The organism is Micrococcus sp. Alg238-R198 (assembly GCF_900537135.1).
In the GTDB taxonomy this organism is placed as follows: domain Bacteria; phylum Actinomycetota; class Actinomycetes; order Actinomycetales; family Micrococcaceae; genus Micrococcus; species Micrococcus luteus.
Map to the genome: position 1 here is coordinate 339462 of NZ_UNRH01000001.1, position 23555 is coordinate 363016.

Consider the following 23555-nt stretch of genomic DNA (forward strand, 5'->3'; position numbering starts at 1 on the left):
CTCAGCCGCCCTGGGACACCTGGGAGATGGCCTGGTTGAACAGTCCCTGGAGCGCCGGCAGGGCGAGGGCCAGCAGGCCGGCCACGAGCACGGCGGACATGAGGGTGATCATCACCCAGCCGGGGACGTCGCCGCGCTCGTCGCGGACGTCGTCGTGGATGAGGGCGCGCAGGGCGGCCAGGACGGTGATGGCGTGGTGGTGGAGCATGGTCCCCTCCTCGGGTGGCCGGCCGCCCGTGCGGCCGGAGTGGATGGTGATCGTGGGTGGATGGATGGACTATTCAGTTGTGGGTCTTCAGAACCCCAGGCGCATCAGGGAGATGCCGGGGAAGACGGCGAAGATCACCGTGAGCGGGAGGATGCCGAACACGAGGGGCACCATCATCTGTATCTCCTTCCGGCCGGCGGCCTCCATGAGCTCGCGGCGACCCATCTCACGCACGTCCTGGGCCTGCGCGCGCAGGACGTCGGCGAGGGGCGTGCCGCGGTCGAGCGCGATGAGCACGCCCCCGATGAACCGTTCGACGGGGGCCAGCTGCACGCGCCGTCCCATGGCCTTGAGCGCCGCGGACAGCGACGCCCCGGCACGCATGTCGGCGAGCGTGGTGCGGAACTCGCCGGCCAGCTCCCCGCGCGCCGTCCCCGCGATGCGTTCGAGCGCTCCGGCGGCGCTCTCCCCCGCGCCCACCGAGAGCGCGAACAGCTCGGCCACGGACGGGAACTCGGAGAGGATGGCCTCGCGCCGCCGTCGCACCCGCAGGGAGAGCAGCTGCTCCCGGAGCAGGAACCCGGCCATGCCGCCGGCGATCACGAGGGCGACCCCCGTGATCACCGGCACGCGGCCCGTGACGGTGAGGCTGAGCGCGAGGACGGCCGCCACGGCGGCCCCCGCGGCTCCGCTCAGGACCTGCTGGGCACGGAAGTCCGTCGACGTGACCGCGAGCCCCGCGGCGGCCAGCTTGCGGTCGAGCGCCACCCCGCCCGGGGAGATGCGCTGGACCCAGCCGACTCCGGCCTGCACCACGGGATCGAGGATGCGTCCCCACGCTCCCCAGGGTGAGGCGCCCGCACGTTCCTCCTCGAGGAGGCGGGAGGCCGGGATGTGGTGGCGCAGCTGCGGTTCGACCCGTTGCTCGAGGCTGGGGCGCCAGCCCACCGGCTGGGTGACCAGGATGAGGAGCAGTCCCGCCCCGAGGGTGAGGCCCAGGAGCGCGGCCCAGATCAGCGCGGACGTCATGCGAACACCCGCTTCTCCCGGGGCAGCGCGCCGATGCGGAGCATGACGCGGTAGCAGACGACGGAGGCCACCATGCCGGCGAGGAGCACGGCCCCGCCGGCGGCGGACCGGTAGGCCGCGACCGCGGCGGGCTGGGTCCCCAGCAGCAGGAGCACGAGCCACGGGGCGCACACCGCCAACCGGGCCGCGTTCACGGTCCACGACTGCCGGGCCTCGAGCTCGGCGCGGATGCGGGCGTCCTGCCGGAGGAACTCGGAGAGGGTCTGCAGCAGACGGCCGATGTCGGCGCCGCCGACCTCGCGGGTCAGGCGCAGCGAGACCACCAGGCGGTCCGCGACGGGGTCGGCCATCCGGGCCTTGAGCCGGTCCAGTGCGTCCACGAAGCGGGCTCCGGCCCGGTAGTCCCGGGCGAACTGCTGGAACGGCTCGCGCAGCCCCTCCGGCCCGGTCTCCCCGAGCTGGATGAGCGCCTCCGGGAGAGTCAGGCCCGCGCGGATGGCCGACCGGGCGTGGTCGATCGCGTCCGGCCACAGCTCGCGCAGTGCCGTGGACCGCCGGCGGGCCTGCCAGGACAACAGCAGCCAGGGCACGGCCGCGCCGAAGACGGCGAAGCACGCGGCGATGGTCCACGTACTGGTCAGCGACAGGACGAGCAGCCCGACCACGAGACCGCCGACGGCCATGGCGGACACGACGCCGGCCGGGCTGAGACGCTGGATGCCGGACTGGGCGATCAGCACACGCAGGCGCGAGTCGGGGCGGGCGGCCCCGGGTTTCTCCGTGGGAGGGGACCAGAGGGACCACCACAGCAGGAACAGGCCGCAGCCGAGCGCGAGCCCCAGCAGCGCGGCCATCAGCGCAGCCCCACCAGCTCGTGGACGTCCACGCCGCGACGGGCGAGCGCCTCGAACTCCAGGTTCGCACCCTCGTTGAGGCGCAGGTCGCCCTCGGCGTCACGCTGGAAGAGCGCCGACGTCTCGATGACCCCGCCCTCCACCCGTGAGCCGACGGTGAGGATCTCCCGCACCCGCCGGCGGCCCTGACGGTCGCGCTCGCAGTGCACGACGACGTCGATGCACGTGGCGACCGTCGGGACGACGAAGTCCCGGGAGATGTTCTCCCCGGCCAGCAGCGGCAGCGTGCAGAGCTTCGTGAGCGCGTCCGCGGCCGAGTTCGCGTGGATCGTGCACATGCCGGCCAGGCCGGAGTTCAGCGCGACGAGCATGTCCAGTGCCTCGGCCTCGCGCACCTCGCCGACGATCAGGCGGTCCGGGCGCATCCGCAGCGCCTCCTTGACGAGGCGGCGCAGCGGGATCTCGCCGTGGCCCTCCAGGTTCGGCTGGCGGCACTGCAGCCCGACGACGTCGCGCACCGGGATCTGCAGCTCGAAGATCTCCTCCACGGTGATCACCCGCTCCCGCGGGCCGATGGCCGAGGCCAGGCAGTTGAGCAGGGTGGTCTTGCCCGCCTGGGTGGCCCCGCTGACGAGGATGTTCATGCCCACGTCCACGGCCGCGTCCAGGAAGCGGGCCGCCGTCGGAGTGAGGGAACCGCCCCGGACGAGGTCGTCCAGCCGGCGCGCCCGGGCGATGAACTTCCGGATGTTCACGGCCCAGTGCCGCCGCGTGATGTCGGGGATGGCCACGTGCAGGCGCGAACCGTCCGGCAGGGCCGCGTCGACGAACGGCATCGACAGGTCCAGCCGCCGGCCCGAGGACTTCAACATGACTTCGACGAGGTCCTGCACCTCCTCCTCGGTCAGGACGATGCCCGTCAGCTCGGAGCGGCCGGACCGCGCGCAGTAGACGGCGTCCGGCGCGTTCAGCCAGATCTCCTCCACGGACGGATCGTCCATGAGCCGCTGGAGTGGCCCGAGGCCCGCGATGCGGTCGAACAGGTCCTGCCGCGCCGCCACGGGATCCTCCAGGTCCGGCAGCGAGCTGACCATCGCGCGGGACTCGTAGTCCGCCGCCGCGTCCTGGATGAGCGTCAGGACCCGGGCGTGCTCACGCTGCGGGTCAATGCCCTGCCGCCGGACGATCTCCCGGATCTCGTCCTCGAGAATGCGCACCGCATCCATGTGTCCCTCCTGTGCCCGATTCGGCGCCATCCCCAGCGCCGCACACGTCTCGATCAGGAAGATACCCCGTTCCGTCGACGCGTGTGGTCCAGGACACCATGACTGTGGACAACGTGGCGGCGGTCCCGTTCGACGGGGAGTTGTCCACAGGCCGCCCGAACCGCCATCAGGCCGTGGCAGGGTCGTCCCCAGGCGGCCGGACGGGCCGGTCGCCGGTCTCAGGAGGGAGGGGCGGGGATGGCCTGGAGCGTGCGGATCCTGGGCGGGGCCGCTCCCGAGACATGGCGGGTGGAGCACTTCCCCGCCGACGCGGACGAGCAGGACCGGGCGGTGCGGGAACGTTTTCCCGCCCGGTCGCTGCACCGGTGCGCTGCCGGGCCGCGCAGCGTGACGTACGCGGAACGGGTCGGGAGTGCACCGGCCCGGGGGCCGGAGCTCGCGGTGGTCACCGAGCACGGACCCGACGCCGGCCGCCTCGTCCCTCTGGGGGAGGGCGGGTTGAGCACGGGACGCGGTGGGGCGCGGTTGCTGCTGGACGACCCCTCTGCCCCGTCGCGGCCGATGCGTCTGCGGCTCGCGCCCACCGGGCTGCACGTCCACGACGGTCCTCGGGACACCGGACGCCTGTGGGACGGCCGCAGCCCGCTCCCTGTGGGCCGGACCGCCCTGGGCCTGGTCCGCGGGCCCGGGGCCGCCCTGCCGCGGCCGATCACGCCGGAGCCGCCCGCCGTCGACCTCGGATCCCCACCGGCCCGGCAGTCCGTCGTGATCCCGCTGGTGGCGGCCCTGGGCCCGCTGGTGCTCGGGGTCGCCCTGGTCCTGATGATGGGCAACCCGATGTTCCTGCTGTTCGGTGTGCTGTCCGTGACGGTGGCGCTGGTCATGCTGGCGATGCAGCGCCGTACCCGGCTGCGGCATGCGCGGCTGCTCGCCGCCCGCGCGGACGCGGTCGTGCGCCGGCGGGCTCAGGCGGCACTGAGCCCCGGTGCGGTGGCCCGCGCCGTCCGCTCCGGCGCGACGGACCGCTTCGGGCTGACGTCGGGGGCCGACGAGGCCGTGGCGGTCTCGTGGGGTTCCGGCGTCGGGGCGCTGTCCCTGTCGCGGGACGACCCGGACGAGGCATGGGTGGAGGCCGTCACGTCGCGGCGCACCGTGATGACGACGTCACCGCCGGAGTCGCGCGTCGTCGTGGTCGGGCCGCCGCGCGATGTGGCCGGGGCCTGCCGGTGGGCGGTGTTCCAGCTCCTGCGGCACGCGGTGGCCGCCGACGGCGCGTTCGTGGTGGAGGCCGGTGGAGTCCGCCGCACCTGGTGGTCGGGCGGGTCCGGCCCGCGGCTGCTGGTGTCGGCTCCTGAGGACGCGGCACTGGATCCGGCGTGGCGAGCGTGGCGGGCCGCCATCGGCGACGACGCGGGGACGACGCCCACGGCCCAGACGGATCTGCCCTGGACGCAGTACGACTTCACCGGGCCGCCGCCTGCGCCGGGGGACGCCGTCGTCGACCTGCGCGGGCGCACCGTCGTGGTCCCGGCCGAACAGCAGCGCTTCGAGGACGTGGCCGCCGACGGCCTCGCCGACGGCACCCTGACCGCCTGGCTGACCGAGCTGGCCGACGACGTCGTGGACCTCGGCCTGCTGCCCACCGACGACGGGGACGGCACGCTCACACCCCCGGGGCAGGTGGGCGCCCGCGATGCCGTCGACGGGCTCACCGTGACCCTCGCCCGGGGCGGCGACGAGACGGGCGTCGTCGAGATGGACCTGGCCGCCGACGGTCCGCACCTGCTCATCGCGGGCACCACGGGATCCGGGAAGTCGGATCTCCTGCTGTCCCTTCTGCTGGGAGCCGCGGCGCACCACCCGCCGGCCGAGGTCGCGTTCCTGCTGCTGGACTTCAAGGGCGGCGCGTCGTTCGGCCCGCTGGGCGCGCTCCCCCACACGATGAGCCTGGAGACCAACCACGTGGGAACGGCCTCGTTGCGGGCGCTGAGCGCCATCCGGGCGGAGCTGCATCGCCGCGAGGCCCTCTTCGCGGAGGCCGGGGTCAGCGACTATCCCGGTTTCCGTCGCCGCCATCCGGACGCGGCGCTGCCTCGGCTCGTCGTGGCGATCGACGAACTGCGCGTGCTCGTGGACGACCACCCGGACGCGGCCGCCGTCCTGCAGCGTCTGGCCGCCACGGGCCGCTCCCTCGGCTTCCACCTCATCCTGGCCACGCAGCGGGCCACGGGTGCGGTGGGCTCGGACCTGCGCTCGAACCTGGGCAGCACGATCGCCCTGCGCACCGCGACGGAGCAGGAGTCGTGGGACCTGGTGGGCACGGCCGCCGCGGCCCGGCTCGACCCGCGTCGCCCCGGCTCCGCGATCCTCTCGACGGCGGGGCGCCCGACGGTCTCGTTCCGCGCATCCCAGTGGACGGTCGACGGCGGCACGCCCGTGTGGCGACGGCTGGGCGAGGCCGCGGCCGCCCCGGGCGTCGCCCCCTGGGAGGCCGTCGTCTCGGTCCTGGTGGAGAAGTACGCGGCGGGTGACTGGCCCACACCCCCGCCCGTGGTCACCCCCGCCCTGCCGGAGCGCTGGGTGCCGGACCGCGGTCGCCGGGCCGAGGCCACGGCCCTGGCCCTGCTCGACGACGCGGCCCACGGCCGGCACCGTCCCTGGCGGTGGCCGACCGGCGCGGAGGGACGCACCGCATGGATCGTCGAGGCCGCGGGCGGTCGCGCGGAGACGCTGGCCGCCGTCGTCGAGGTGGCGATGCGCAGCGGCCGGCCGGTGGCCGTGCTGGACGGCACCGGGGAGGCCGCGGCGGCCGCACGGTCCGGGTGGCCGGTGCTGACCCCGGACTCCGAGGGTGCCGGGGAGGCCGTCCTGGCCCGCCTGCGCGAGCTCGCGGCCGCCGGCGGCACGGCAGTGATCACGGGCTGGAACGCGTGGTCCGGCCTGCGCGTCGGGGACACCTACCGCACGGTCGAGGAGGACGTGCACGACTGGCTCGGCCGTCCGGCGGCCGCCGGGCTGCGGTTGGCGGTGTTCGGCGGCCGCGAGCTGGCGACGGGCCGGCTGCTGCTGCACCTGCCCCATCGATTCTTCGTGCCGGCCGGGACGAACGCCGAGCACCGGCTCGTCTGGCCCCGGCTGACCGAGGTCGAGCCCCTGCCGGGGCGGGCCGTGCACATCAGTCCCGCCGTCCCCGAACCCGGCATGCCCTGCCAGCTCGCGTCTCCCGCCCCGGCGTGACCGCACTGACGGCGATGCCGCGTGGACGTCACGGGCGAGCGCACCGGGAGCAGCCAGACATGGCGCCCCTTCGTCGCCGTACGTCCTAAGGGGACGGCGACCTATCGGCCGCGGCGTCGTCCGGCGATGACGTCCTGGAGGTCGCAGGACGGATGGAGCGACGAGGCCGCTGCCCGCTCATGCCTCGAGCGGCCCCGTCCCCACCCAGCAGAGCACGCGCCGGGAGGCCTGCTCCAGCGAGAACCCAGGGCACCGAAGCCGGCGCCTGCGTCACGAGGGACCCCGCCAGGGCCGCCGCCGAGAAGACCAGGGCGACCATCCCAACCGGCACCGATCGGGCAAGAACTGCGCTCGCGATGCACGCGATGAGCGCCGCTGCGACCAGCAGAGTCGACACAGCACTCCCCCAGGGTCCACGCCCTGAAGGGTCCGGCCAGTTGATCCAACAGGCCAGCAGAGCAAAACCCACCAGGGCCAGCGGGACCCAGCGTCTCAGCTGCATGGCTCTCTCCGATCCGCCGCGATGAGCGCCACCCTACGTGTGGCGAGACACGCGAGCCACCTCTCTTCTTCGCCCCCGATCACCCACCCGCCCTCTGGGGCAGCCGCTCACCGCGGTCTACGCTCTGACCCATGGCGCAGATCATCCTCTTCCACCACGCCCTCGGTCTCACGGACGGCGTGCGCGCGCTCGCCGAACAGATCGCCAGCGGCGGTCACACCGTCCACACCCCTGACCTCTACGACGGCCGCACGTTCGCCACCGTGGACGAGGGTGTCGCCCACGCCCAGCACCTCGGCTTCGAGGAGATCGGCCGACGCGGCATGCGGGCGTGTGCCGAGCACCAGGAGGCCTCCGTCGTCGCGGGCATCAGCATGGGCGTGATGCCCGCCTGGCGTGCCGCCCAGGTGGTCCCCGGCTTCCGCGCGTGCATCGCCATGGCCGGCGTCCTGGCCCTCGACGCCTACGCCCCGCTCTGGCAGCCCCACACCGCCCTGCAGATCCACCTCGGCACCCGCGACCCCTGGGCCCTCGAGGGCGACCTCGAGACCGCCCGCTCCTATGCGGCCACCGCCGAGCACCCGGACCGCCCCGCCGACCTCTTCGAGTACGACACGGACCGGCACCTGTTCATGGACTCCTCCACCGCGGACTTCGACGCGGACCTCACCGCCATGCTGATCCGACGCATCCACGAGCTCCTGGCCTGAGCCGCGGAGCGGGCCCGACTCAGGCGGAGCGCCGCCCGCGCGCCACCGTCGCCAGGGCGGCCAGCAGCACGAGCACGAAGCCCGCGGCCGCCGCGAACACGTAGCCCGCGGACGGGGCGATGCTGTCGATGAACACGCCGGCCAGCGGGGCGCCCATCGCGGCGCCCGCGGTCATGGCCGAGCCGTAGAAGCCCATCGCCTCGCCACGCCGCTCCTCCTCCACGAGATGCGACAGCCGCGACGAGGCCGAGGCCAGGGTCGGCGCCGTCAGCAGGCCGGAGGGGATCGAGGCCAGCGCGAGCGCCCACACGCCGTCCACGAGCGCGAGCGGCACCGTCGCCACGGCGAACAGCGCCATCAGCAGGTACGGGTGCACCTGGCGGCCCCACGCCCCGTAGAACAGCCCGCCCACGGCGGAGGCGCCGCACCAGAACGCATACACCAGACCCACCGACGCCGCGGCGCCCTGCGACTCCAGCTCGGCCACCATCGAGACCTCGGTGCCGACCATGACGATCCCGGCCGCCATCGACACCACGAGCACGCCGAGCACCTCCGACCCGACCCAGGAGAAGTGGCTCCGCCGCCACTGCCGCAGCCGCTCGGCCCGGGCCCGGCGCGGCGCCGTCGTCGGCCCGGAGCCGTCCGCGGCGATCACCGGCAGCGCCCCGCTGACGATCGGGATGGCCTCCGTGATGGCCGGCAGTGCGCCAGTGGCCAGGCTGGGGGCGGCCATCTCCACGTGCATGGGCGCGGCGGTCACCGCCTGGGCGATCGCCTCCTGACGGTCCTGCTCCTCGGTGTACGGGTCCTCGGTCGCCGGTCCGACGACGGCCAGCTGACTCGACCGTGTCGGCGGGTTGAACCACATCAGCAGGATGCCGCCCAGCGCGCTGGACAGGCCCACGATGGTCAGGCCGAGGGCGCTCGACCACGTGGCCGCGACGACGGCGCCCAGCGCCGGGCCCATCATGAAGATCGTCTCCGTGACGATGGAGTCCAGGGCGAAGGCCGTCTGCCGGTCCTTGCCGCGGGTGAGCACGCCGAGTCCCTGACGGACGACGGAGAAGATCGGCAGCGAGAACACGCCGCCCAGGAACACGGCCAGGAGCATCGGCCAGAACGGCAGCCACGGGACGATCGGCCAGATCACCGCCTCCGCGATCACGGAGGGCAGCAGTGCGCGGCGCAGCCCCTTCGCGTCCACCACGCGGCCCCGCCACGGCGAACCCACCGCGATGCCCAGCGTCATCGCCGCCGCGGCCAGGCCGGCCTGGCCGTAGCCCAGCCCCAGCGTGAGCGCCACGTGGAGGGTGAGGATCACCCCGGCCGCGGTGTGCGGGAAGCGGGCGATGAACCCCACCGCCAGCAGATGGCGGATCCGAGGGTCCTGCAACAGCCGTCCGTACGCTCCGAAGTCCACCGTCGAATCCTATGGGAGGCGTCAAGGCACGCCCCGGAGGCGCCGCCGAGACGGCCGCACGTCCAGCGGACTCAGCTGGTGCTGCGCCGGTCCTTGGCCCGGATCAGGTCGAGGGCGATGGCCGTGCCGAGCACGGCGCAGCGCACCACGGGCGGCATGCCGGGCTCCAGGCGCATCTCGTACCGCGAGCGCCCGGCCAGGGCGTTCATGACACCTCCGAACCGCGCGGTCACGCGGGCGATCGGCTGCTGGCCCACGGTCATGGCGTAGTCGTGGTCCCACAGGTCGCCGATCACCGCGAAGCACGTGCCGTCCACGACCTCGACGCTCACGGACGTCCGCAGGAACGCGAACTGGCGGGCGAGGTGGGCCAGGGGCAGCCCGTCGGCGTCCAGGATCGCGAAGCGGTCGCGGCCGAACGTGGCCGGGTCGGCGAGGCGGAAGAGCACGCGGCCGTCGTCACCGTCGACCACGTCGAAGCTGCGGTTCCCCATCAGCATTCGGCCCAGGCCCCCGCCCGTAGTGACCACCGAGACGACGGTGCGCCCGTCCGGGTCCGTCACCTGGATGTCGTTGGACAGGAAGCTCGTCACCTGCTGCAGGATGAGGACGTCCGTGTGGGCGAGGCGACCGGCGTCGAAGGCGGGGCTCATGGGACCAGTCTGCCGTGTCGGGCCCTGCGGAATATTCAGGACGGGGCGGCTCGTTGTGCGGTATAGTTCATTTTTGAAGGACACGGCGACGGCGCGGCCGGCACCGTGAGACCCTCCCCCGGGCACACTGAGGAGCACACCATGCAGTTCGGCGTCTTCACGATCGGTGACATCACCGCCGATCCGACGAACGGGACCGCCCCCACCGAGCATCAGCGGATCAAGGACACCGTCAAGATCGCCCGCCACGCCGAGCAGGCGGGCTTCGAGGTGTTCGCGACCGGTCAGCACCACAACCCGCCCTTCGTGGCCCCGGGCAACCCGCCCACGCTGCTGGCCTACCTGGCCGCGCAGACCGAGACCCTCCAGCTCTCCACGGCGACGACCCTGATCACCACCATGGACCCGGTGCGTCTGGCCGAGGACTACGCGTACCTGCAGCACCTCGCCGACGGTCGCGTGGACCTGACGATGGGCCGCGGCAACACCGGCCCCGTGTACCCGTGGTTCGGCAAGGACATCCGCCAGGGCATCCAGCTCGCCGTGGAGAACTACAACCTCCTCTATCGCCTGTGGCACGAGGAGACCGTGGACTGGAGCGGCAATCACCGCACCCCGCTGCAGGACTTCACCCTCACCCCGCAGCCCCTGGACGGCGTCGCCCCCTTCGTGTGGCACGGCTCCATCCGCTCCTCCGAGATCGCCGAGCAGGCCGCCTACTACGGCGACGGCTACTTCCACAACAACATCTTCTGGAACAAGGAGCACGTCATCCAGATGGTGCGCCTGTACCGCCAGCGCTACGAGTACTACGGCCACGGCAAGGCCCATCAGGCGTACGTGGCCCTGGGCGGCCAGGCCTACATGGCGAAGAAGTCGCAGGACGCCGTGGCGGAGTTCCGCCCCTACTTCGACAACGCGCCGGTCTACGGCCACGGCCCCTCCCTCGAGGACTTCTCGAGGATGACGCCCCTGACGGTCGGCTCGCCGCAGCAGGTCATCGAGCGCACGCTCACGTTCCGCGACTGGGTGGGCGACTACCAGCGCCAGATGTTCCTCATCGACCACGCCGGCCTGCCCACGGACACCGTCCTCCGGCAGATCGACCTCTTCGGCGAGGAGGTCCTGCCCGTGCTCCGCAAGGAGTTCGACGCTCTGAAGCCGGACGACGTCCCGGCGGCCCCGACCCACGAGTTCCTCGTGGCGCGCGCCCGCCGCGGCGAGGCCCCCGTGCCCGGCGGCAAGGAGGGATCGCCGGCCCAGCTCGACCGCGCTGCGGCCGCCGAGCAGCGCGCCGCCGCCGATGCCGCGAAGGGCGGTGCCGCGAAGTGACCACCCCCGGCGCCGTCGATGCCTCCGCCCCGTTCACGCCGCAGGCCCGGCACCTCGCCGTGGTCTCCGGCGGGTCCGGGGACCCGTCCCAGACCCGCATGCTCGCCGAACGCATGGCGGAATCCGCCTCGGCCGCGCTCTCCGAGCACGGCGTGGTCCCGCAGATCCACCTGATCACGCTGCGGGAGCTCGCCGTGGACATCGCGCAGGCCCTGGTGACCTTCGCCATCTCCCCGGCCCTGCGCGCCGCCCTGGACGAGGTCGCCCAGGCCGACGCCGTCATCGCGGTCTCGCCCACGTACAAGGCCTCCTACTCGGGCCTGTTCAAGTCCTTCTGGGACCTCGCGGAGCCCACGTCCGTCGTCGGGGTGCCCGTGCTCCTCGGCGCCACCGGCGGCACCGCCCGCCACTCGCTCATGATCGACACCGCCATGCGGCCGCTGTTCGCCTACCTCAAGGCCCGCATCGTGCCGACCGCGGTCTTCGCGGCCTCGGACGACTGGGGCGAGGCGGCCGGCGTGCAGGCCTCGATGCGGACCGACCCGCTGCAGTCCCGCATCCGGGCCGCCGGACGCGACCTGGCCGAGATCACCCTGAACCGCCCCCCGCGGGCACGCGCCGCCGCGCCCGCGGACCTCGACCTGGAGGTGACCCCCTTTGAGCAGCTCCTCAACCCCGGCCCCTGAGCCCGCCACGCAGGACGCGGCGCCGGCGGAGCCCGACGGCGGCTGGTTCGGCTCCGCCTCGGAGGCGCACCGCCCGGTGGACCCGCCCAAGCGCGCCTGGCGCGCGTACTTCGAGGCCACCCAGATGCTCACGGAGGTCCTGGAGCGCCGCCTGAAACAGGACTGCGGCATGTCGCTGGCCGACTACAACCTGCTGCTGCTCCTCTACGAGTCCCCCGAGGGCCGGCTCCGGCTGGGAGAGCTGGCGTCCCGGATGGTCTTCTCCCCGTCGCGCATCACCTACCAGGTGAAGACGCTCGTGGCCCGCGGCCTGATCGACCGCCGCCCGGTGGCCTGTGACCGGCGGGGCTTCGAGGCCGTCCTCACCGACGAGGGCCGGTCCGCCTTCCGGCGCGCCGCGATCGAGCACGCCCGGCAGGTGGACGAGCTCTTCCTCGGCGACCTGGCGCCGGGCGAGGCGGAGTCCCTCACCCGGATCTTCTCCCGCCTGGGACGGCGGCTCGAGGGGCTGTGCTGACCGCGTCCCCACCTGGCCGGGGCCGCCCCGGGACGTGACGAGGCCCGGTGATCCGTGCGGGATCACCGGGCCTCGTCGTGTCGTTCGGGGCGGAATCGATCAGCCGACCAGCTGACCGCCCAGGGTCACGGTGGCGTCCGTGGCGGCGCCGGCGGCGTCGACCACGGTGACCACCACGGAGCCGCCCGCGGGCACCTCGGCCGGCACGGGCAGCCAGGCGCGGTACTCGCCGGTGAGGTCCAGGCCGTCCTGGCCGAGGACCGTGCCGTCGGCGTCGTAGGCCGTGACGGTGACGGAGGCGAAGCCGCCCTGATCCGTCTGCGCGACCACCTGGGTGCCGTAGGCGACACCCTCGGCGGGCGCGGCCACGACGTCGGTCACGCCCGGCGCAGCGGCCTCGGCGACCGGGGCCTCAGCAGCGGGGGCCGCCTCGGCGGCCTCCTCCTCCGCGGCGGCCTCGGCGCGGGCCTTGAGCTCGGCCGCGATGGCCTCCTCCTCAGCCGGCGTGAACTCGGTCAGCTCGGACTCGTCCACGGCGGGCTCGCCGCCGGTGGGCAGGTCCTCGTCGGCCACGGGGCCCGCGACGTCGGCGATCGCCGGGGCGGTCTCGGCGGCCGGAGCGGTCTCCGCGGCCGCGGCGGTCTCGGCGGCGGGCGCCGCGGAGGCGTCCAGCGCGTCGAGGGACTCGACCGGGACCATGATCGAGGACATCGCCTGGGCGTCGCAGCCCACCACGTTGCCCTCGGCGTCGAAGGTCACCGGGGCGATGCCCGAGATGACCCCGACCACCCGCTGCTGGGCGTCATAGACGGCCCCGCCCGAGTCGCCGGCGTAGGTCGAGGCGGTGTCGAGGGCAACCTGATCCGCGTACGCGTCGTCGCAGACCGTGGCGGCCTCGAAGGTCTGCGTGTGGGACACGGTGTTCGGCGCGCCCAGCGGCACGGACGAGCCGTGGGTGTAGACGGTCTCGCCCACACCGATGGACGAGGCCGGCCGCGTGGACCAGTCGCCCACGACGTCGACGTCGTCGGCCAGGGCCACGCGGACCGCGTCCACGCCCGAATCGCCGGGCAGTGCCGAGACGGTGCCGATCGCGGTGCCGTCGACGTCGCGGACGGTCGAGCCGATCTGCCACTGGCCCGCACCACAGTGGGCCGCGGTGTAGGCGGTGGCGTCGTCGACGATGGTCAGGCTGCACGCCCCGGCCGGCGCGGTGATCGCCGAGCCCTGGGTGAGCGTGGTCTGCGCGAGGGCGGGGCCGGCACCGGCCACCACCACCGCGCCCAGCGCCGCGGTGGCGACGCCGGTCAAGGTTCTGGTTCTCATGGGTACTCCTCGGAGGATGGGAGGCATGGGGCCGGCGCGCGGCGCACGGCCTCCAGGATGGGGTGGGGCCACCACGGGCCCTCCCCTCCCCCTCAACGGTACCGGACAGGCCGGGCGACCGATCAGGGTCGGCGGACCGTGATCTCCACGGAGTCGGCCCGCTCGGCCAGCAGCGGCAGGTCTGCCAGGAGGGTCTTGAGCGTGGCCGTCATCAGGCGCACCCCGGCCGCGTCGGCGTCCCGGGTGGGCATCGCGACGATCTGCAGCTCGGGCCCGGCCCCGCCTCCGTTCATCACCGCGCCGGAACCCGTGTGTGTGGCCACCCCCGACCCGGGTGCGAGGCCCAGGTTCAACAGGTTCGGGACCAGGTCGGCGATCTCGGCGATCTCGTCCGCGATCTCCTGGTCCCGATAGGCGGGGGTCCACTCCCTCTGCTGGGCGAGCGACCACACGGCCGGGCGTCGCACCACGTACGTGTGCTCGGCGCCGGCGTCGATGACGACGAGCTCACAGCCCTCGTCCACGGCGGACAGGCAGGCACGCGGCAGCCACACGGCCACGGGTCGGGCGACCGGGTTCCACGCCGTCAGCGCGGGCACGTTCGTGAACACCGGCAGCGCCTGCCGGCCGTCCGGCGCGCGCATGGTCACGAGGGCCACGTCCGCGGCCTTGTCCCCGTGCGCCGCGACGTCGTGCTCGTGGCCGGTGTGGTCGGCGTGGTCGTGGACGTCGTCCTCGTCCCCGGCGAGGGTGGGCACGACGGCGGCGAACACGCGGATGCGCGCGAGCACCTCCGTCACCTCCCGCTCACCGGCGGAGCCGTCCGTCAGGGCCGCCATGACGGCGGTCCACTCGGCCGGGCTGGTGCCGTCGTCCTCGTCGAACACGTGCAACGGGTTCGCGGAGCCGTCCACGCCGGGGCCGGAGAGGTCGCGGCCCTGCCACGGGATGCCCGCGGTGTCCGCGGTGTTCTCGCCCGCGGTCTTCTCCCGCATGCGGTCGAGTGCGGCCCGGATGTGCCCCGGCAGCTCCCGGGCCGCCGGATGCGGCACCGCGACCGTCTCGTCGATCGGACCGAGCCCGTCGCCGCGGGCCAGGCCGCCGTCGTCGTGCGAGCCCGTCACGGGGCGACCGGGCCGGGCTGCTCGGAGCGCGCCTGCTCCACCGTGGCGCCGCCGGCGACGGCCAGCGCCTGCTCCAGGCTGAAGCGGCCGGCGTACAGCGCCTTGCCCATGATCGCGCCCTCGACGCCCTGGCCGGTCATGGCCGCGAGCGCGGCAACGTCCTCGAGGGAGGAGATGCCGCCCGAGGCGACGACCGGCTTCGCGGTCTTCGCGCAGACCTGGGCGAGCAGCTCCGTGTTCGGCCCCTTGAGCGTGCCGTCCTTCGTGACGTCGGTGACCACGTAGCGGGCGCAGCCGGCATCCTCGAGGCGGGCGAGCACCTCCCAGAGGTCGCCGCCCTCCTTGGTCCAGCCGCGGGCGGCGAGCGTGGTGCCGCGCACGTCGAGGCCCACGGCCACCCGGTCGCCGAAGCGCTCGATGACGCGCGCGGTCCAGTCCGGGTCCTCGAGGGCGGCGGTGCCCAGGTTCACGCGCGCCGCACCCATTTCGAGGGCGTTCTCGAGCGAGGCGTCGTCGCGGATGCCGCCGGACAGCTCGATCTTCACGCCGATCTCCTCCACCACACGGCGCATGACCTCGCGGTTGTCACCGCGACCGAAGGCCGCGTCCAGGTCCACGAGGTGGATCCACTCCGCGCCGGCGCGCTGCCAGTCCAGGGCGGCGGTGACCGGGTCGCCGTACGAGGTGGCGCTGCCGGCCTCGCCCTGGACGAGGCGGACGGCCTGGCCGTCCTGGACGTCGACGGCGGGCAGCAGCTCGAGGGCGGGGGCGTTCGGGGTCATGGGGTTCCTCTCGGGTGGGGCGGCCGGCGCGGTCAGGCGCCGACGGTCAGGAAGGAGGCGGCGATGGCCATGCCGGCCAGCACGAGGACGATCACGATGGCCCACAGCGGCGCCTTCTGCGTGCGCATGGACCAGGCGGCGCCGAGCAGCAGCCCGCCGAGGGCGAGGTAGAGGACGGACCAGTAGGGCATCAGAGGGTCTCCAGCCAGTTGCGCAGCAGCTGCAGCCCGGCGTCCCCGGACTTCTCGGGGTGGAACTGCGTGGCCGACAGGGGGCCGTTCTCCACGGCGGCGATGAAGTCCGCGCCGTGGTGCGCCCAGGTGACCTGGGGCGGACGCATGGCGGAGATCGTCTGGTCGAACTCCCATTCGAGCACGCCGTAGGAGTGGACGAAGTAGAACCGCTCGTCCTCGATGCCCGCGAAGAGGGCGCTGCCCTCGGGCGGCCGGACGGTGTTCCAGCCCATGTGGGGCAGGACCTCGGCGGGCAGCTCGGCGACGACACCCGGCCACTCCCCCATGCCTGCGGTGCGCTCGCCGTGCTCGACGCCGGCGTCGAAGAGGATCTGGTGGCCCACGCAGATGCCGAGGACGGGTCGGCCCCCGGCCACGCGGCGGCCGATCCAGCGGGTGCCGCCGACCTCGGTCAGTGCCCGCATCACGGACGCGTACGCCCCGACGCCGGGCACGAGCAGCCCGTCGGCCTCCTGCACGGCCTGCGGATCGCGCGTGAGCTCGACCTCCGCGCCGGCCCGCTCCACGGCACGCAGCGCCGAGTGCACGTTGCCCGAGCCGTAGTCCAGGACGGCGACGCGCGGCCGCACGCCGGGGACGGTGGTGGGGCGGGCCATCAGAGGGCGCCCTTGGTGGAGGGCACGCCGGTCATGCGGGGGTCGTCCTCGACGGCGGCGCGCAGGGCGCGGGCGAAGGCCTTGAACTGCGCCTCGACGATGTGGTGCGGATCCCGGCCTCGCACGACGTCCATGTGGAGGCAGATCGCCGCGTGGTACGTGATCGACTCGAACACATGGCGGGTCATGGAACCGGTGAAGTGCCCGCCGATGAGGTGGTACTGCTGGCCCTCGGGCTCGCCCTCGTGCACGAGGTACGGCCGGCCGGAGACGTCGACGACGGCGCGCGCCAGCGCCTCGTCCAGCGGCACGGACGCCTCGCCGAAGCGGCGGATGCCGGACTTGTCCCCGAGCGCGGTCTTGAGCACCTCGCCCAGGGTGATGGCGACGTCCTCGACCGTGTGGTGCACGTCGATGTGCGTGTCCCCGGTGGCACGGACCGTCAGGTCGATCTGGGAGTGCCGGGACAGCGCGGTGAGCATGTGGTCGTAGAACGGCACGGTGGTGGAGATCTCAGCGCGGCCGGTGCCGTCCAGATCCATCTCGACGTACACGTCCGACTCGCTCGTGGTGCGCGTCATGCGCGCACGGCGTCCGGAGATCAACTCGGCTGCCACGGGTCCTCCTCGGGCTGGGTCCGCACCGGTCCGGGACGGGTGCGGGGGGATGCGGGTGCGCGCGGCCGGTGCCGGCGGGCCGGGGCGCCGCGCGCGCTGTCCCTATCCTAGGGAGCCGGGCGGACGCCGAGACTCCGGTGACGCCTCAGGACCGGTCCCCGGTCTCGCCGAGGACCTCCGCGAGAGCGGTGAGGAACGCCGTCGTCTCCGCCTCGGTGCCGGCGGTGACGCGCAGGTGGTGCGGGATGCCGACGTCCCGCACGAGGACGCCGCGGTCGAGCAGGCGGCGCCACACGTCGGACGCGTCCTCGAGGTGACCGAAGAAGACGAAGTTCGAGTCGGACACCGAGGGCCTCAGTCCCAGGCCGCGCAGGGTGGAGACGATGCGGTCGCGCTGGGCCTTGATGTCCTCCACGGTGCGCAGCAGCGCGTCCACGTGATCGAGGGCGGCCTCCGCCGTGGCCTGCGTGACCGCGGAGAGGTGGTACGGCAGGCGCACCAGGCGCAGGGCGTCGGCGACGGCGGGGTCCGCGGCCAGGTAGCCCAGGCGCGCGCCGGCCAGGGCGAACGCCTTGGACATGGTGCGCGTGACGATCAGCCGCTCACGGCCGGGCAGGAGGGTGAGGGCGGAGCGGGTGCCGGCGAGGGCGAACTCCGCGTAGGCCTCGTCCACGACGACCATGGCGCCGGGCCCGCCGGCGGCCTCGTTCTGCGCCTGCGCGGCGTACACGGCCTCGATGGTCGCCAGGTCCAGGGCGGTGCCCGTCGGGTTGTTGGGCGAGGCCAGGAAGACGACGTGCGGACGGTGCTCCCGCACCATGGCCGCCGCGTGCTCGGCGCTGAGGGTGTGGTCTTCGGCACGGCCGCCGTCCACGAACACGGTGTCCGTGCCGCCGGCCAGCAGCGGGTACATGGAGTACGAGGGCAGGAAGCTCAGCAGTGTCCGCCCGGGGCCGCCGAAGGCCTGGAGGATCTGCTGCAGGATCTCGTTGGAGCCGTTGCCGGCCCACACGTGGTCCGCCGTGAGGCCGTGGCCGAGGTAGCCGGCGAGCGCACGTCGCAGCCCCGTGAACTCGCGGTCCGGGTAGCGGTTCAGCCCCCCGGCGACGGCCGCGACCCGCTCGGCGATGGCGGCGGCGACCTCCTCCGGCACCGGATGCGTGTTCTCGTTGGTGTTGAGCATGTACGGCACGTCCAGCTGGGGGGCGCCGTAGGGGCTCAGGCCGCGGAGGTTCTCACGCAGGGGCAGAGAGCTGAGGTCGGTCATGGCCGCCAGTCTAGGAAGCGTGGAGGGCGAGGCCCGCCGTGCGTCACCGCGTGGCCGGGACGAACAGCTCCTCGCCCGGCGCGGGGGCCCGGCCCTCGAGCCCGTTGAGCTCGTCGATCGTGGCGATCACCTCGTAGACGTCCGCCTCCGGAGCCACCGTGGTGGCGATGGTCCACAGGCTGTCCCCGGGCATGACCGTGACGGACTGGGTGGCGGGCCCCGCGGTGTCCGCGGACACCGCGGCGGGCGACAGCAGCACACCCAGGAAGAAGGCGGCCGCCAGCGTGGCGGCCACGGCCGCGGCGATCACGGGGATCCCCCGCAGCACGAGGCGGCCGCGGCGGGTCAGACGGATGGTGGCCGGACGCGGCCGCGCCGTCGCGGGCGAGCCGGCGAACTGGGCGGTGGTGAGCGTCATGGTGTCCTCCTCCGGGGCGGATGCCCTCCAGGTGATCGAACATGTGTTCGAATCCGTTCGAATGCCTTTCTAGCACAGGTGTTCGAGACATGCCACGACGAGATCGAACATATCTTTGAAGGAGAGGCGGCTCTCCTCTAGGCTCGAGGCCATGCACGGACGCCCCGGAACGCCCCGGGACCGCCAAGACACAGGCAACCAGCGGGGGCGGACACGGTAAGCGTCCGGACGGCAGCCGGACGCCGGAACACGAGTCCGGCCACCATCACCCCGGGAGAACGGACGGCAGCCATGAGCACCACCGACGATCAGCCGGCGGCGCGCGCGCCGCTCACCGACCGCCAGCGGCGGATCGTGCAGACCATCCGGGACGCGATCGCCGACCACGGCTACCCGCCCTCCATGCGCGAGATCGGCGACGCCGCGGGCCTGGCCTCGCTCTCCTCCGTCACGCACCAGCTGGGCCGTCTCGAGCGGCACGGCTACATCCGGCGCGACCCCGGACGCCCGCGTGCCCTCGAGGTGCTGCTCGACGTGGACGGCACCCCGCTGGGCGAGGCCGCCTCCCCCACCGCTGCGCCGTCGTCGCGGGTCTCCGCGATCCCCGCGTGGCACACCGGCGCAGACGAGGCGGACAGCGTGCCGGTCCCCTGGGTCGGCCGCATCGCGGCGGGCGGCCCGGTCCTGGCTGAGCAGCAGGTCGAGGACGTCATGGCGATCCCGCGACGCCTCACGGGCGAGGGCGAGCTGTTCATGCTGCGCGTCACGGGCGACTCGATGGTGGACGCCGCGATCTGCGACGGCGACTGGGTGGTGGTGCGCCGGCAGGACACGGCGGAGAATGGCGACATCGTCGCGGCCCTCCTCGACGACGAGGCCACCGTGAAGACCTTCCGCCGCCGCGACGGGCACACCTGGCTCCTCCCCCAGAACACGGCCTACGAGCCCATCCTCGGCGATCACGCCACCGTGATGGGGCGGGTCGTCACGGTCCTGCGTTCGCTCTGACCCGCTCCCTCCGGCCGGGCCGACGGCCCGAGGCCGAGCGAGGTCAATCGCCCGAGGCGAGCCGTGCCAGCACCCCGCGGACGACGTCGCGGTCCGTGGTGCGCCAGAAGTCCGGCAGGGCGCTCGTGATGTAGCCGCCGTACCGCTCGGTGGCCAGGCGGGGGTCCAGCACGGCCACCACGCCGCGGTCCGTCACGGAGCGCACGAGGCGCCCGGCGCCCTGGGCCATGCGCACGGCCGCATGCGTGGCGGAGATCCGCATGAACCCGTTGCCGCCGTGCCGGGCGACGTCCCGGGTGCGGGCCTGGGAGAGCGGGTCGTCCGGCCGCGGGAACGGGATGCGGTCGATCACCACGAGCCGCAGCGAGTTCCCCGGCACGTCCACGCCCTGCCACAGGCTCATGGTCCCGAACAGGGACGTGTCCGGCTCCTCGGAGAACTGGCGCACGAGGGCGGAGAGGGTCGCGTCCCCCTGGCACAGGATCGTGGTCTTCGGCCCGAGCCGACGGCGCATCTCGGCGGCGGCGTCCTCGGCCGCCCGGCGCGAGGAGAACAGGCCGAGGGCCCCGCCCCGCGACGCCCTCAGGAGCGCCTCGAGCTCATCCAGGGACTCGGGCGAGGCCGTCCGGCCGGGCCGGGGCAGGTGCCGGGCCACGTAGAGCACCCCCTGACGCGGGTAGTCGAAGGGGCTGCCGACGTCGAGGGCCTCGAACTTCGGGGCGTCCGGGCCGGCCAGGCCCACGTCGCCGGCCACCGAGTCGAACCGGCGCTCCCCCGAGCCCACGGTGAGCGTGGCGGAGGTGAGCACCGTCGTCGCCTTGCCGAACAGGCCCTCCCGCAGCTTGCCGGCCACCGAGAGCGGGGCCACGTAGAGCTGGGGCGGGTCGGTCTCGTCCCCCGGCTGCCAGCCCACGCCGGGCTCGAAGTGGCCGGGGCGGGTGGCCCACAGCACCTCGGGGAAGTCGGCCTCGGGCCGGGCCGCGAGCATGCGCTCCACCACCTCGAGGACCTCGAGGATCCGCGAGCGCGCCATCTGCCGTCCGCCGTCGGCGTCGGCCTCCTTGTCCTTGTCCTGGCCGAGGTCGGACAGGCACTGACGCGCGGCGGTGAGGACGCCGGTGAGGGCCTGCTCCTGCACCTCGTCCGGGCCCGCGGCGATCAGGCCGGACGGGGTGTCCGTGAACGCGCGGTCCAGGGCCGCCCCGGCCTCGATCAGGTCCTCCACGGCCACCGTGGTGTGGCGGCGCAGCGAGGTGGCCGCGCCGTGCACGATCGACCCGGACAGCTGCCCGGTGACCGCACCGGTCACCCGGTCCTGCAGCTCGTGGGCCTCGTCCACGACGACGGCCGAGTACGCCGGCAGCACCGCGAGCCCCTCGAAGGCGCTGATGGCGAGCATCGCGTGGTTGGTGACCACGACGTCCGCGTCCGCCGCGTCCGCGCGGGCACGCTCGGAGAAGCACTCCTCGGCCTGGGGGCAGCGGGACGCGCCGAGGCAGTCGACCGCGGTGACGGAGACCTGCCGCCACGCGCGGTCGGTGACGGGGACCTCGAGGTCGTCGCGGTCCCCGGTCTCGGTCTGGTCCGCCCACGCCCGCAGGTACATGACCTCCTTGCCCAACAGGGAGGAGGGCCCGGCGGCGCCGTCCGTGGCGGAGCCGATCACCCCGCCGTCGTCGGCGACCGTGAAGAGGGCCTCCTCGCCCTCATCCCCGGGGTAGCCGCCGTCCACCTTGTGGCGACAGAGGTAGTTGGAGCGGCCCTTGACCAGGGCGACGACGGGCTCGCGAGGCAGCTCGTCCTTGAGCGCCTCGACCAGCCGGGGGGCGTCCCGCTTCATGATCTGGGCCTGCAGGGCGAGCGTGGCCGTGGCGACGACGACGGGGTCCTCCTGCGTCATCGCGTGCTGGAGCGCGGGGATGAGGTAGGCGAGGGACTTGCCGGTGCCGGTGCCGGCCTGCACGAGCAGGTGGCGGCGCGACTCGAGGGCGCGCGCCACCTGCAGCACCATCTCCCGCTGGCCCGCGCGGTGCTGGCCGCCGGTGGCCTGCACCGCGGCGTCCAGCAGGCGCAGTGCCTCGCGCTCGTGCTCCGTGCGGGGCTGCGCGCCGCCTGCCCCGACTTCCTCCGCCCCGCCGCTCACAACGCGTCCGCCTCCACGACGAACTCGGCGAAGTCCGGCGCGATGTCCTCACGGACCAGCACGGACAGGCGGGTGCCGCCCTCCTCGTACCCCTCGGCCAGGATCTCCGCGTCCGCCGAGTGGAGGCGGGAGACCAGCTCACCCCGGGTGAACGGGATCAGCAGTTCGAGCCGCACGTCCGGCCGCGGGATGGTGGCCGCGATGGCGCGCTCGAGCTCGTCGATGCCCTCGCCGGTGCGCGCCGAGACCACCACGGCGTGGGGCTCCTTGGCCCGGATCCGGGCGATGACGGCCGGGTCCGCGGCGTCCGCCTTGTTCAGCACGATGATCTCGGGGATCCGGTGCGCGTGCACCTCCGCGAACACGGAGCGCACCGCGGCGATCTGGCCCTCGGGGTCCGGGTGCGAGCCGTCCACGACGTGCAGGATGACGTCCGCGTCCGCGACCTCCTCGAGGGTGGAGCGGAACGCCTCGACCAGCTGCGTGGGCAGGTTCCGCACGAAGCCGACCGTGTCCGAGAGGGTGTAGCCGATGCCGTCCGGCGTCATGGCCTTGCGCACGGTGGGGTCCAGCGTGGCGAACAGGGCGTTCTCCACGAGCACCCCGGCGTGGGTGAGGCGGTTGAGCAGGGAGGACTTCCCGGCGTTGGTGTACCCGGCGATCGCCACGGACGGCACCCGGTTGCGACGACGGTTGGCGCGCTTGGCCTCGCGGGCCGGCTTCATCCCGGCGATGTCCCGACGCAGCTTCGCCATGCGGGTGCGGATGCGGCGGCGGTCCAGCTCGATCTTGGTCTCACCGGGGCCACGGGAGCCGATGCCCTCGCCGGCGGCGGCACGGCCGCCGGCCTGCCGGGACATGGACTCGCCCCAGCCGCGCAGGCGCGGCAGCAGGTACTCGAGCTGCGCGAGCTCGACCTGGGCGCGGCCCTCACGCGAACTCGCGTGCTGGGCGAAGATGTCCAGGATCAGCGCGGTCCGGTCGATCACCTTCACCCGCACCACATCCTCCAGCGCGCGACGCTGGGACGGGGTGAGCTCGGAGTCCACCACCACGGTGTCCGCACCGGAGAGCGCCACGATCTCGGCGAGCTCCTGCGCCTTGCCCTTGCCGAGGAACGTGGCCGGGTCCGGGGTGGCGCGGCGCTGGATGACGCCGTCGAGCACCTCCGAGCCCGCGGTCTCGGCGAGCGCGGCCAGCTCCCGCAGGGAGTTCTCCGCGTCCTCCGCGGACCCCTCGGTCCAGACGCCCGCCAGCACCACGCGCTCCAGGCGCAGCTGACGGTACTCGACCTCGGTCATGTCTTCGAGCTCGGTGGACAGGCCCTGCACGCGCTTGAGGGAGTGGCGCGCGGCGAGCTCGTCCTGGTCACCGTCGGCGTCCGTGTGCCCGTCCTCGCCCTCGTCCAGGGCGAGTGCACGGCCCGCGAGCGCGCCGGAGCGGTCCGGGGTGCCGGCGTCGGGGGCGTCCTCGTGGTCCGCGACCACACTGTCCGCGGAGCCGCGCCCGGTCGCCTCGCGCTCGGAGGCGCGGCGAGCGTCATCGGCGCCCAGGATGCGGTCGATCACGGCCTGGATCTCGTCCTCGGAGCCGTGGGCGCCCTGGGGGCCGGGGGTGTGCTGGTTCTTCTCAGTCATGGTCTC

Annotated in this window: 22 protein-coding genes; 6 read left to right on the plus strand and 16 right to left on the minus strand. The window is 73.8% G+C overall.

Annotated features, from left to right (window positions below; translation table 11 throughout):
- Position 1 precedes the first annotated feature (1 nt).
- From G6R13_RS01540 to G6R13_RS01555, 4 genes are all read right to left on the minus strand, one after another.
- Positions 2–208, minus strand: coding sequence for a hypothetical protein (locus tag G6R13_RS01540; RefSeq protein WP_010079078.1), 207 nt, complete (start codon positions 206–208; stop codon positions 2–4).
- A gap of 87 nt (positions 209–295) precedes the next feature.
- The gene (locus G6R13_RS01545; protein ID WP_041104286.1) at positions 296–1237 is read right to left on the minus strand and encodes a type II secretion system F family protein; all 942 of its coding nucleotides are present in this window, start codon (positions 1235–1237) and stop codon (positions 296–298) included.
- Positions 1234–2091 carry a type II secretion system F family protein gene (locus G6R13_RS01550; RefSeq protein WP_010079080.1) on the minus strand — a complete coding sequence of 286 codons (858 nt, stop codon included), beginning with the start codon at positions 2089–2091 and terminating at the stop codon, positions 1234–1236. The genes G6R13_RS01545 and G6R13_RS01550 overlap by 4 nt, the downstream gene beginning before the upstream one ends.
- Complete coding sequence (locus G6R13_RS01555; protein ID WP_041104284.1) at positions 2091–3317, minus strand: ATPase, T2SS/T4P/T4SS family; 1227 nt, start codon at positions 3315–3317, stop codon at positions 2091–2093. Before G6R13_RS01555 ends, G6R13_RS01550 begins: the two co-directional genes overlap by 1 nt.
- Before the next feature lie 237 nt (positions 3318–3554).
- Here G6R13_RS01555 and G6R13_RS01560 point away from each other — a divergent pair, with 237 nt between their 5' ends.
- Both G6R13_RS01560 and G6R13_RS01565 read left to right on the plus strand, forming a co-directional pair.
- Positions 3555–6554: an FtsK/SpoIIIE domain-containing protein gene (locus G6R13_RS01560; protein WP_163720921.1), complete on the plus strand. Its 3000-nt coding sequence runs from the start codon at positions 3555–3557 to the stop codon at positions 6552–6554.
- A 633-nt stretch (positions 6555–7187) separates the two neighbouring features.
- Positions 7188–7766 carry a dienelactone hydrolase family protein gene (locus tag G6R13_RS01565; RefSeq protein ID WP_163720923.1) on the plus strand — a complete coding sequence of 193 codons (579 nt, stop codon included), beginning with the start codon at positions 7188–7190 and terminating at the stop codon, positions 7764–7766.
- A gap of 19 nt (positions 7767–7785) precedes the next feature.
- Here the strand turns inward: G6R13_RS01565 and G6R13_RS01570 are convergent, their stop codons facing one another.
- On the minus strand, positions 7786–9189 hold the full coding sequence (locus G6R13_RS01570) for an MFS transporter (protein ID WP_123244099.1): 1404 nt from the start codon (positions 9187–9189) through the stop codon (positions 7786–7788).
- Between the two features lie 71 nt (positions 9190–9260).
- On the minus strand, positions 9261–9842 hold the full coding sequence (locus G6R13_RS01575) for a hypothetical protein (RefSeq protein WP_123244098.1): 582 nt from the start codon (positions 9840–9842) through the stop codon (positions 9261–9263).
- Between the two features lie 141 nt (positions 9843–9983).
- Between G6R13_RS01575 and G6R13_RS01580 the strand changes: the two genes are divergently transcribed.
- From G6R13_RS01580 to G6R13_RS01590, 3 genes are read left to right on the plus strand one after another with little or no spacing between them, the layout of a single operon-like run.
- Positions 9984–11174 carry an LLM class flavin-dependent oxidoreductase gene (locus tag G6R13_RS01580; protein ID WP_123244097.1) on the plus strand — a complete coding sequence of 397 codons (1191 nt, stop codon included), beginning with the start codon at positions 9984–9986 and terminating at the stop codon, positions 11172–11174.
- Positions 11171–11860, plus strand: a complete 690-nt coding sequence (locus G6R13_RS01585; RefSeq protein ID WP_123244096.1) for an FMN reductase — start codon at positions 11171–11173, stop codon at positions 11858–11860. The genes G6R13_RS01580 and G6R13_RS01585 overlap by 4 nt, the downstream gene beginning before the upstream one ends.
- On the plus strand, positions 11832–12377 hold the full coding sequence (locus tag G6R13_RS01590) for a MarR family transcriptional regulator (RefSeq protein ID WP_227717910.1): 546 nt from the start codon (positions 11832–11834) through the stop codon (positions 12375–12377). The genes G6R13_RS01585 and G6R13_RS01590 overlap by 29 nt, the downstream gene beginning before the upstream one ends.
- 99 nt (positions 12378–12476) lie before the next feature.
- Here the strand turns inward: G6R13_RS01590 and G6R13_RS01595 are convergent, their stop codons facing one another.
- The 8 genes from G6R13_RS01595 to G6R13_RS01625 all read right to left on the minus strand — a co-directional run bounded on the left by G6R13_RS01595 (position 12477) and on the right by G6R13_RS01625 (position 18761).
- Complete coding sequence (locus G6R13_RS01595) at positions 12477–13703, minus strand: trypsin-like serine protease (protein ID WP_223247523.1); 1227 nt, start codon at positions 13701–13703, stop codon at positions 12477–12479.
- Between the two features lie 122 nt (positions 13704–13825).
- Positions 13826–14827 carry an SseB family protein gene (locus tag G6R13_RS01600; protein ID WP_060973580.1) on the minus strand — a complete coding sequence of 334 codons (1002 nt, stop codon included), beginning with the start codon at positions 14825–14827 and terminating at the stop codon, positions 13826–13828.
- Positions 14824–15609 (minus strand): bifunctional 1-(5-phosphoribosyl)-5-((5-phosphoribosylamino)methylideneamino)imidazole-4-carboxamide isomerase/phosphoribosylanthranilate isomerase PriA, encoded by a 786-nt coding sequence (gene priA / locus G6R13_RS01605; RefSeq protein WP_020628149.1) that lies wholly within the window; start codon positions 15607–15609, stop codon positions 14824–14826. Before priA ends, G6R13_RS01600 begins: the two co-directional genes overlap by 4 nt.
- Before the next feature lie 32 nt (positions 15610–15641).
- On the minus strand, positions 15642–15800 hold the full coding sequence (locus tag G6R13_RS12195) for a hypothetical protein (protein WP_004167696.1): 159 nt from the start codon (positions 15798–15800) through the stop codon (positions 15642–15644).
- On the minus strand, positions 15800–16459 hold the full coding sequence (gene hisH / locus G6R13_RS01610) for an imidazole glycerol phosphate synthase subunit HisH (protein WP_004167703.1): 660 nt from the start codon (positions 16457–16459) through the stop codon (positions 15800–15802). Before hisH ends, G6R13_RS12195 begins: the two co-directional genes overlap by 1 nt.
- Positions 16459–17040, minus strand: a complete 582-nt coding sequence (gene hisB, locus G6R13_RS01615) for an imidazoleglycerol-phosphate dehydratase HisB (protein WP_152743305.1) — start codon at positions 17038–17040, stop codon at positions 16459–16461. Before hisB ends, hisH begins: the two co-directional genes overlap by 1 nt.
- Before the next feature lie 181 nt (positions 17041–17221).
- Positions 17222–18343: a histidinol-phosphate transaminase gene (locus tag G6R13_RS01620; protein ID WP_060973582.1), complete on the minus strand. Its 1122-nt coding sequence runs from the start codon at positions 18341–18343 to the stop codon at positions 17222–17224.
- A gap of 43 nt (positions 18344–18386) precedes the next feature.
- Entirely contained in the window at positions 18387–18761 is a 375-nt protein-coding gene (locus G6R13_RS01625) for a LysM peptidoglycan-binding domain-containing protein (protein ID WP_020628151.1), read from the minus strand.
- 291 nt (positions 18762–19052) lie between these two features.
- Here G6R13_RS01625 and lexA point away from each other — a divergent pair, with 291 nt between their 5' ends.
- Positions 19053–19769 carry a transcriptional repressor LexA gene (gene lexA, locus G6R13_RS01630; protein ID WP_020628152.1) on the plus strand — a complete coding sequence of 239 codons (717 nt, stop codon included), beginning with the start codon at positions 19053–19055 and terminating at the stop codon, positions 19767–19769.
- A 43-nt stretch (positions 19770–19812) separates the two neighbouring features.
- Here the strand turns inward: lexA and G6R13_RS01635 are convergent, their stop codons facing one another.
- The gene (locus tag G6R13_RS01635; protein ID WP_060973583.1) at positions 19813–21912 is read right to left on the minus strand and encodes an ATP-dependent DNA helicase; all 2100 of its coding nucleotides are present in this window, start codon (positions 21910–21912) and stop codon (positions 19813–19815) included.
- Positions 21909–23549 carry a GTPase HflX gene (hflX, locus tag G6R13_RS01640; protein ID WP_060973584.1) on the minus strand — a complete coding sequence of 547 codons (1641 nt, stop codon included), beginning with the start codon at positions 23547–23549 and terminating at the stop codon, positions 21909–21911. The genes G6R13_RS01635 and hflX overlap by 4 nt, the downstream gene beginning before the upstream one ends.
- Positions 23550–23555: the final 6 nt, after the last annotated feature.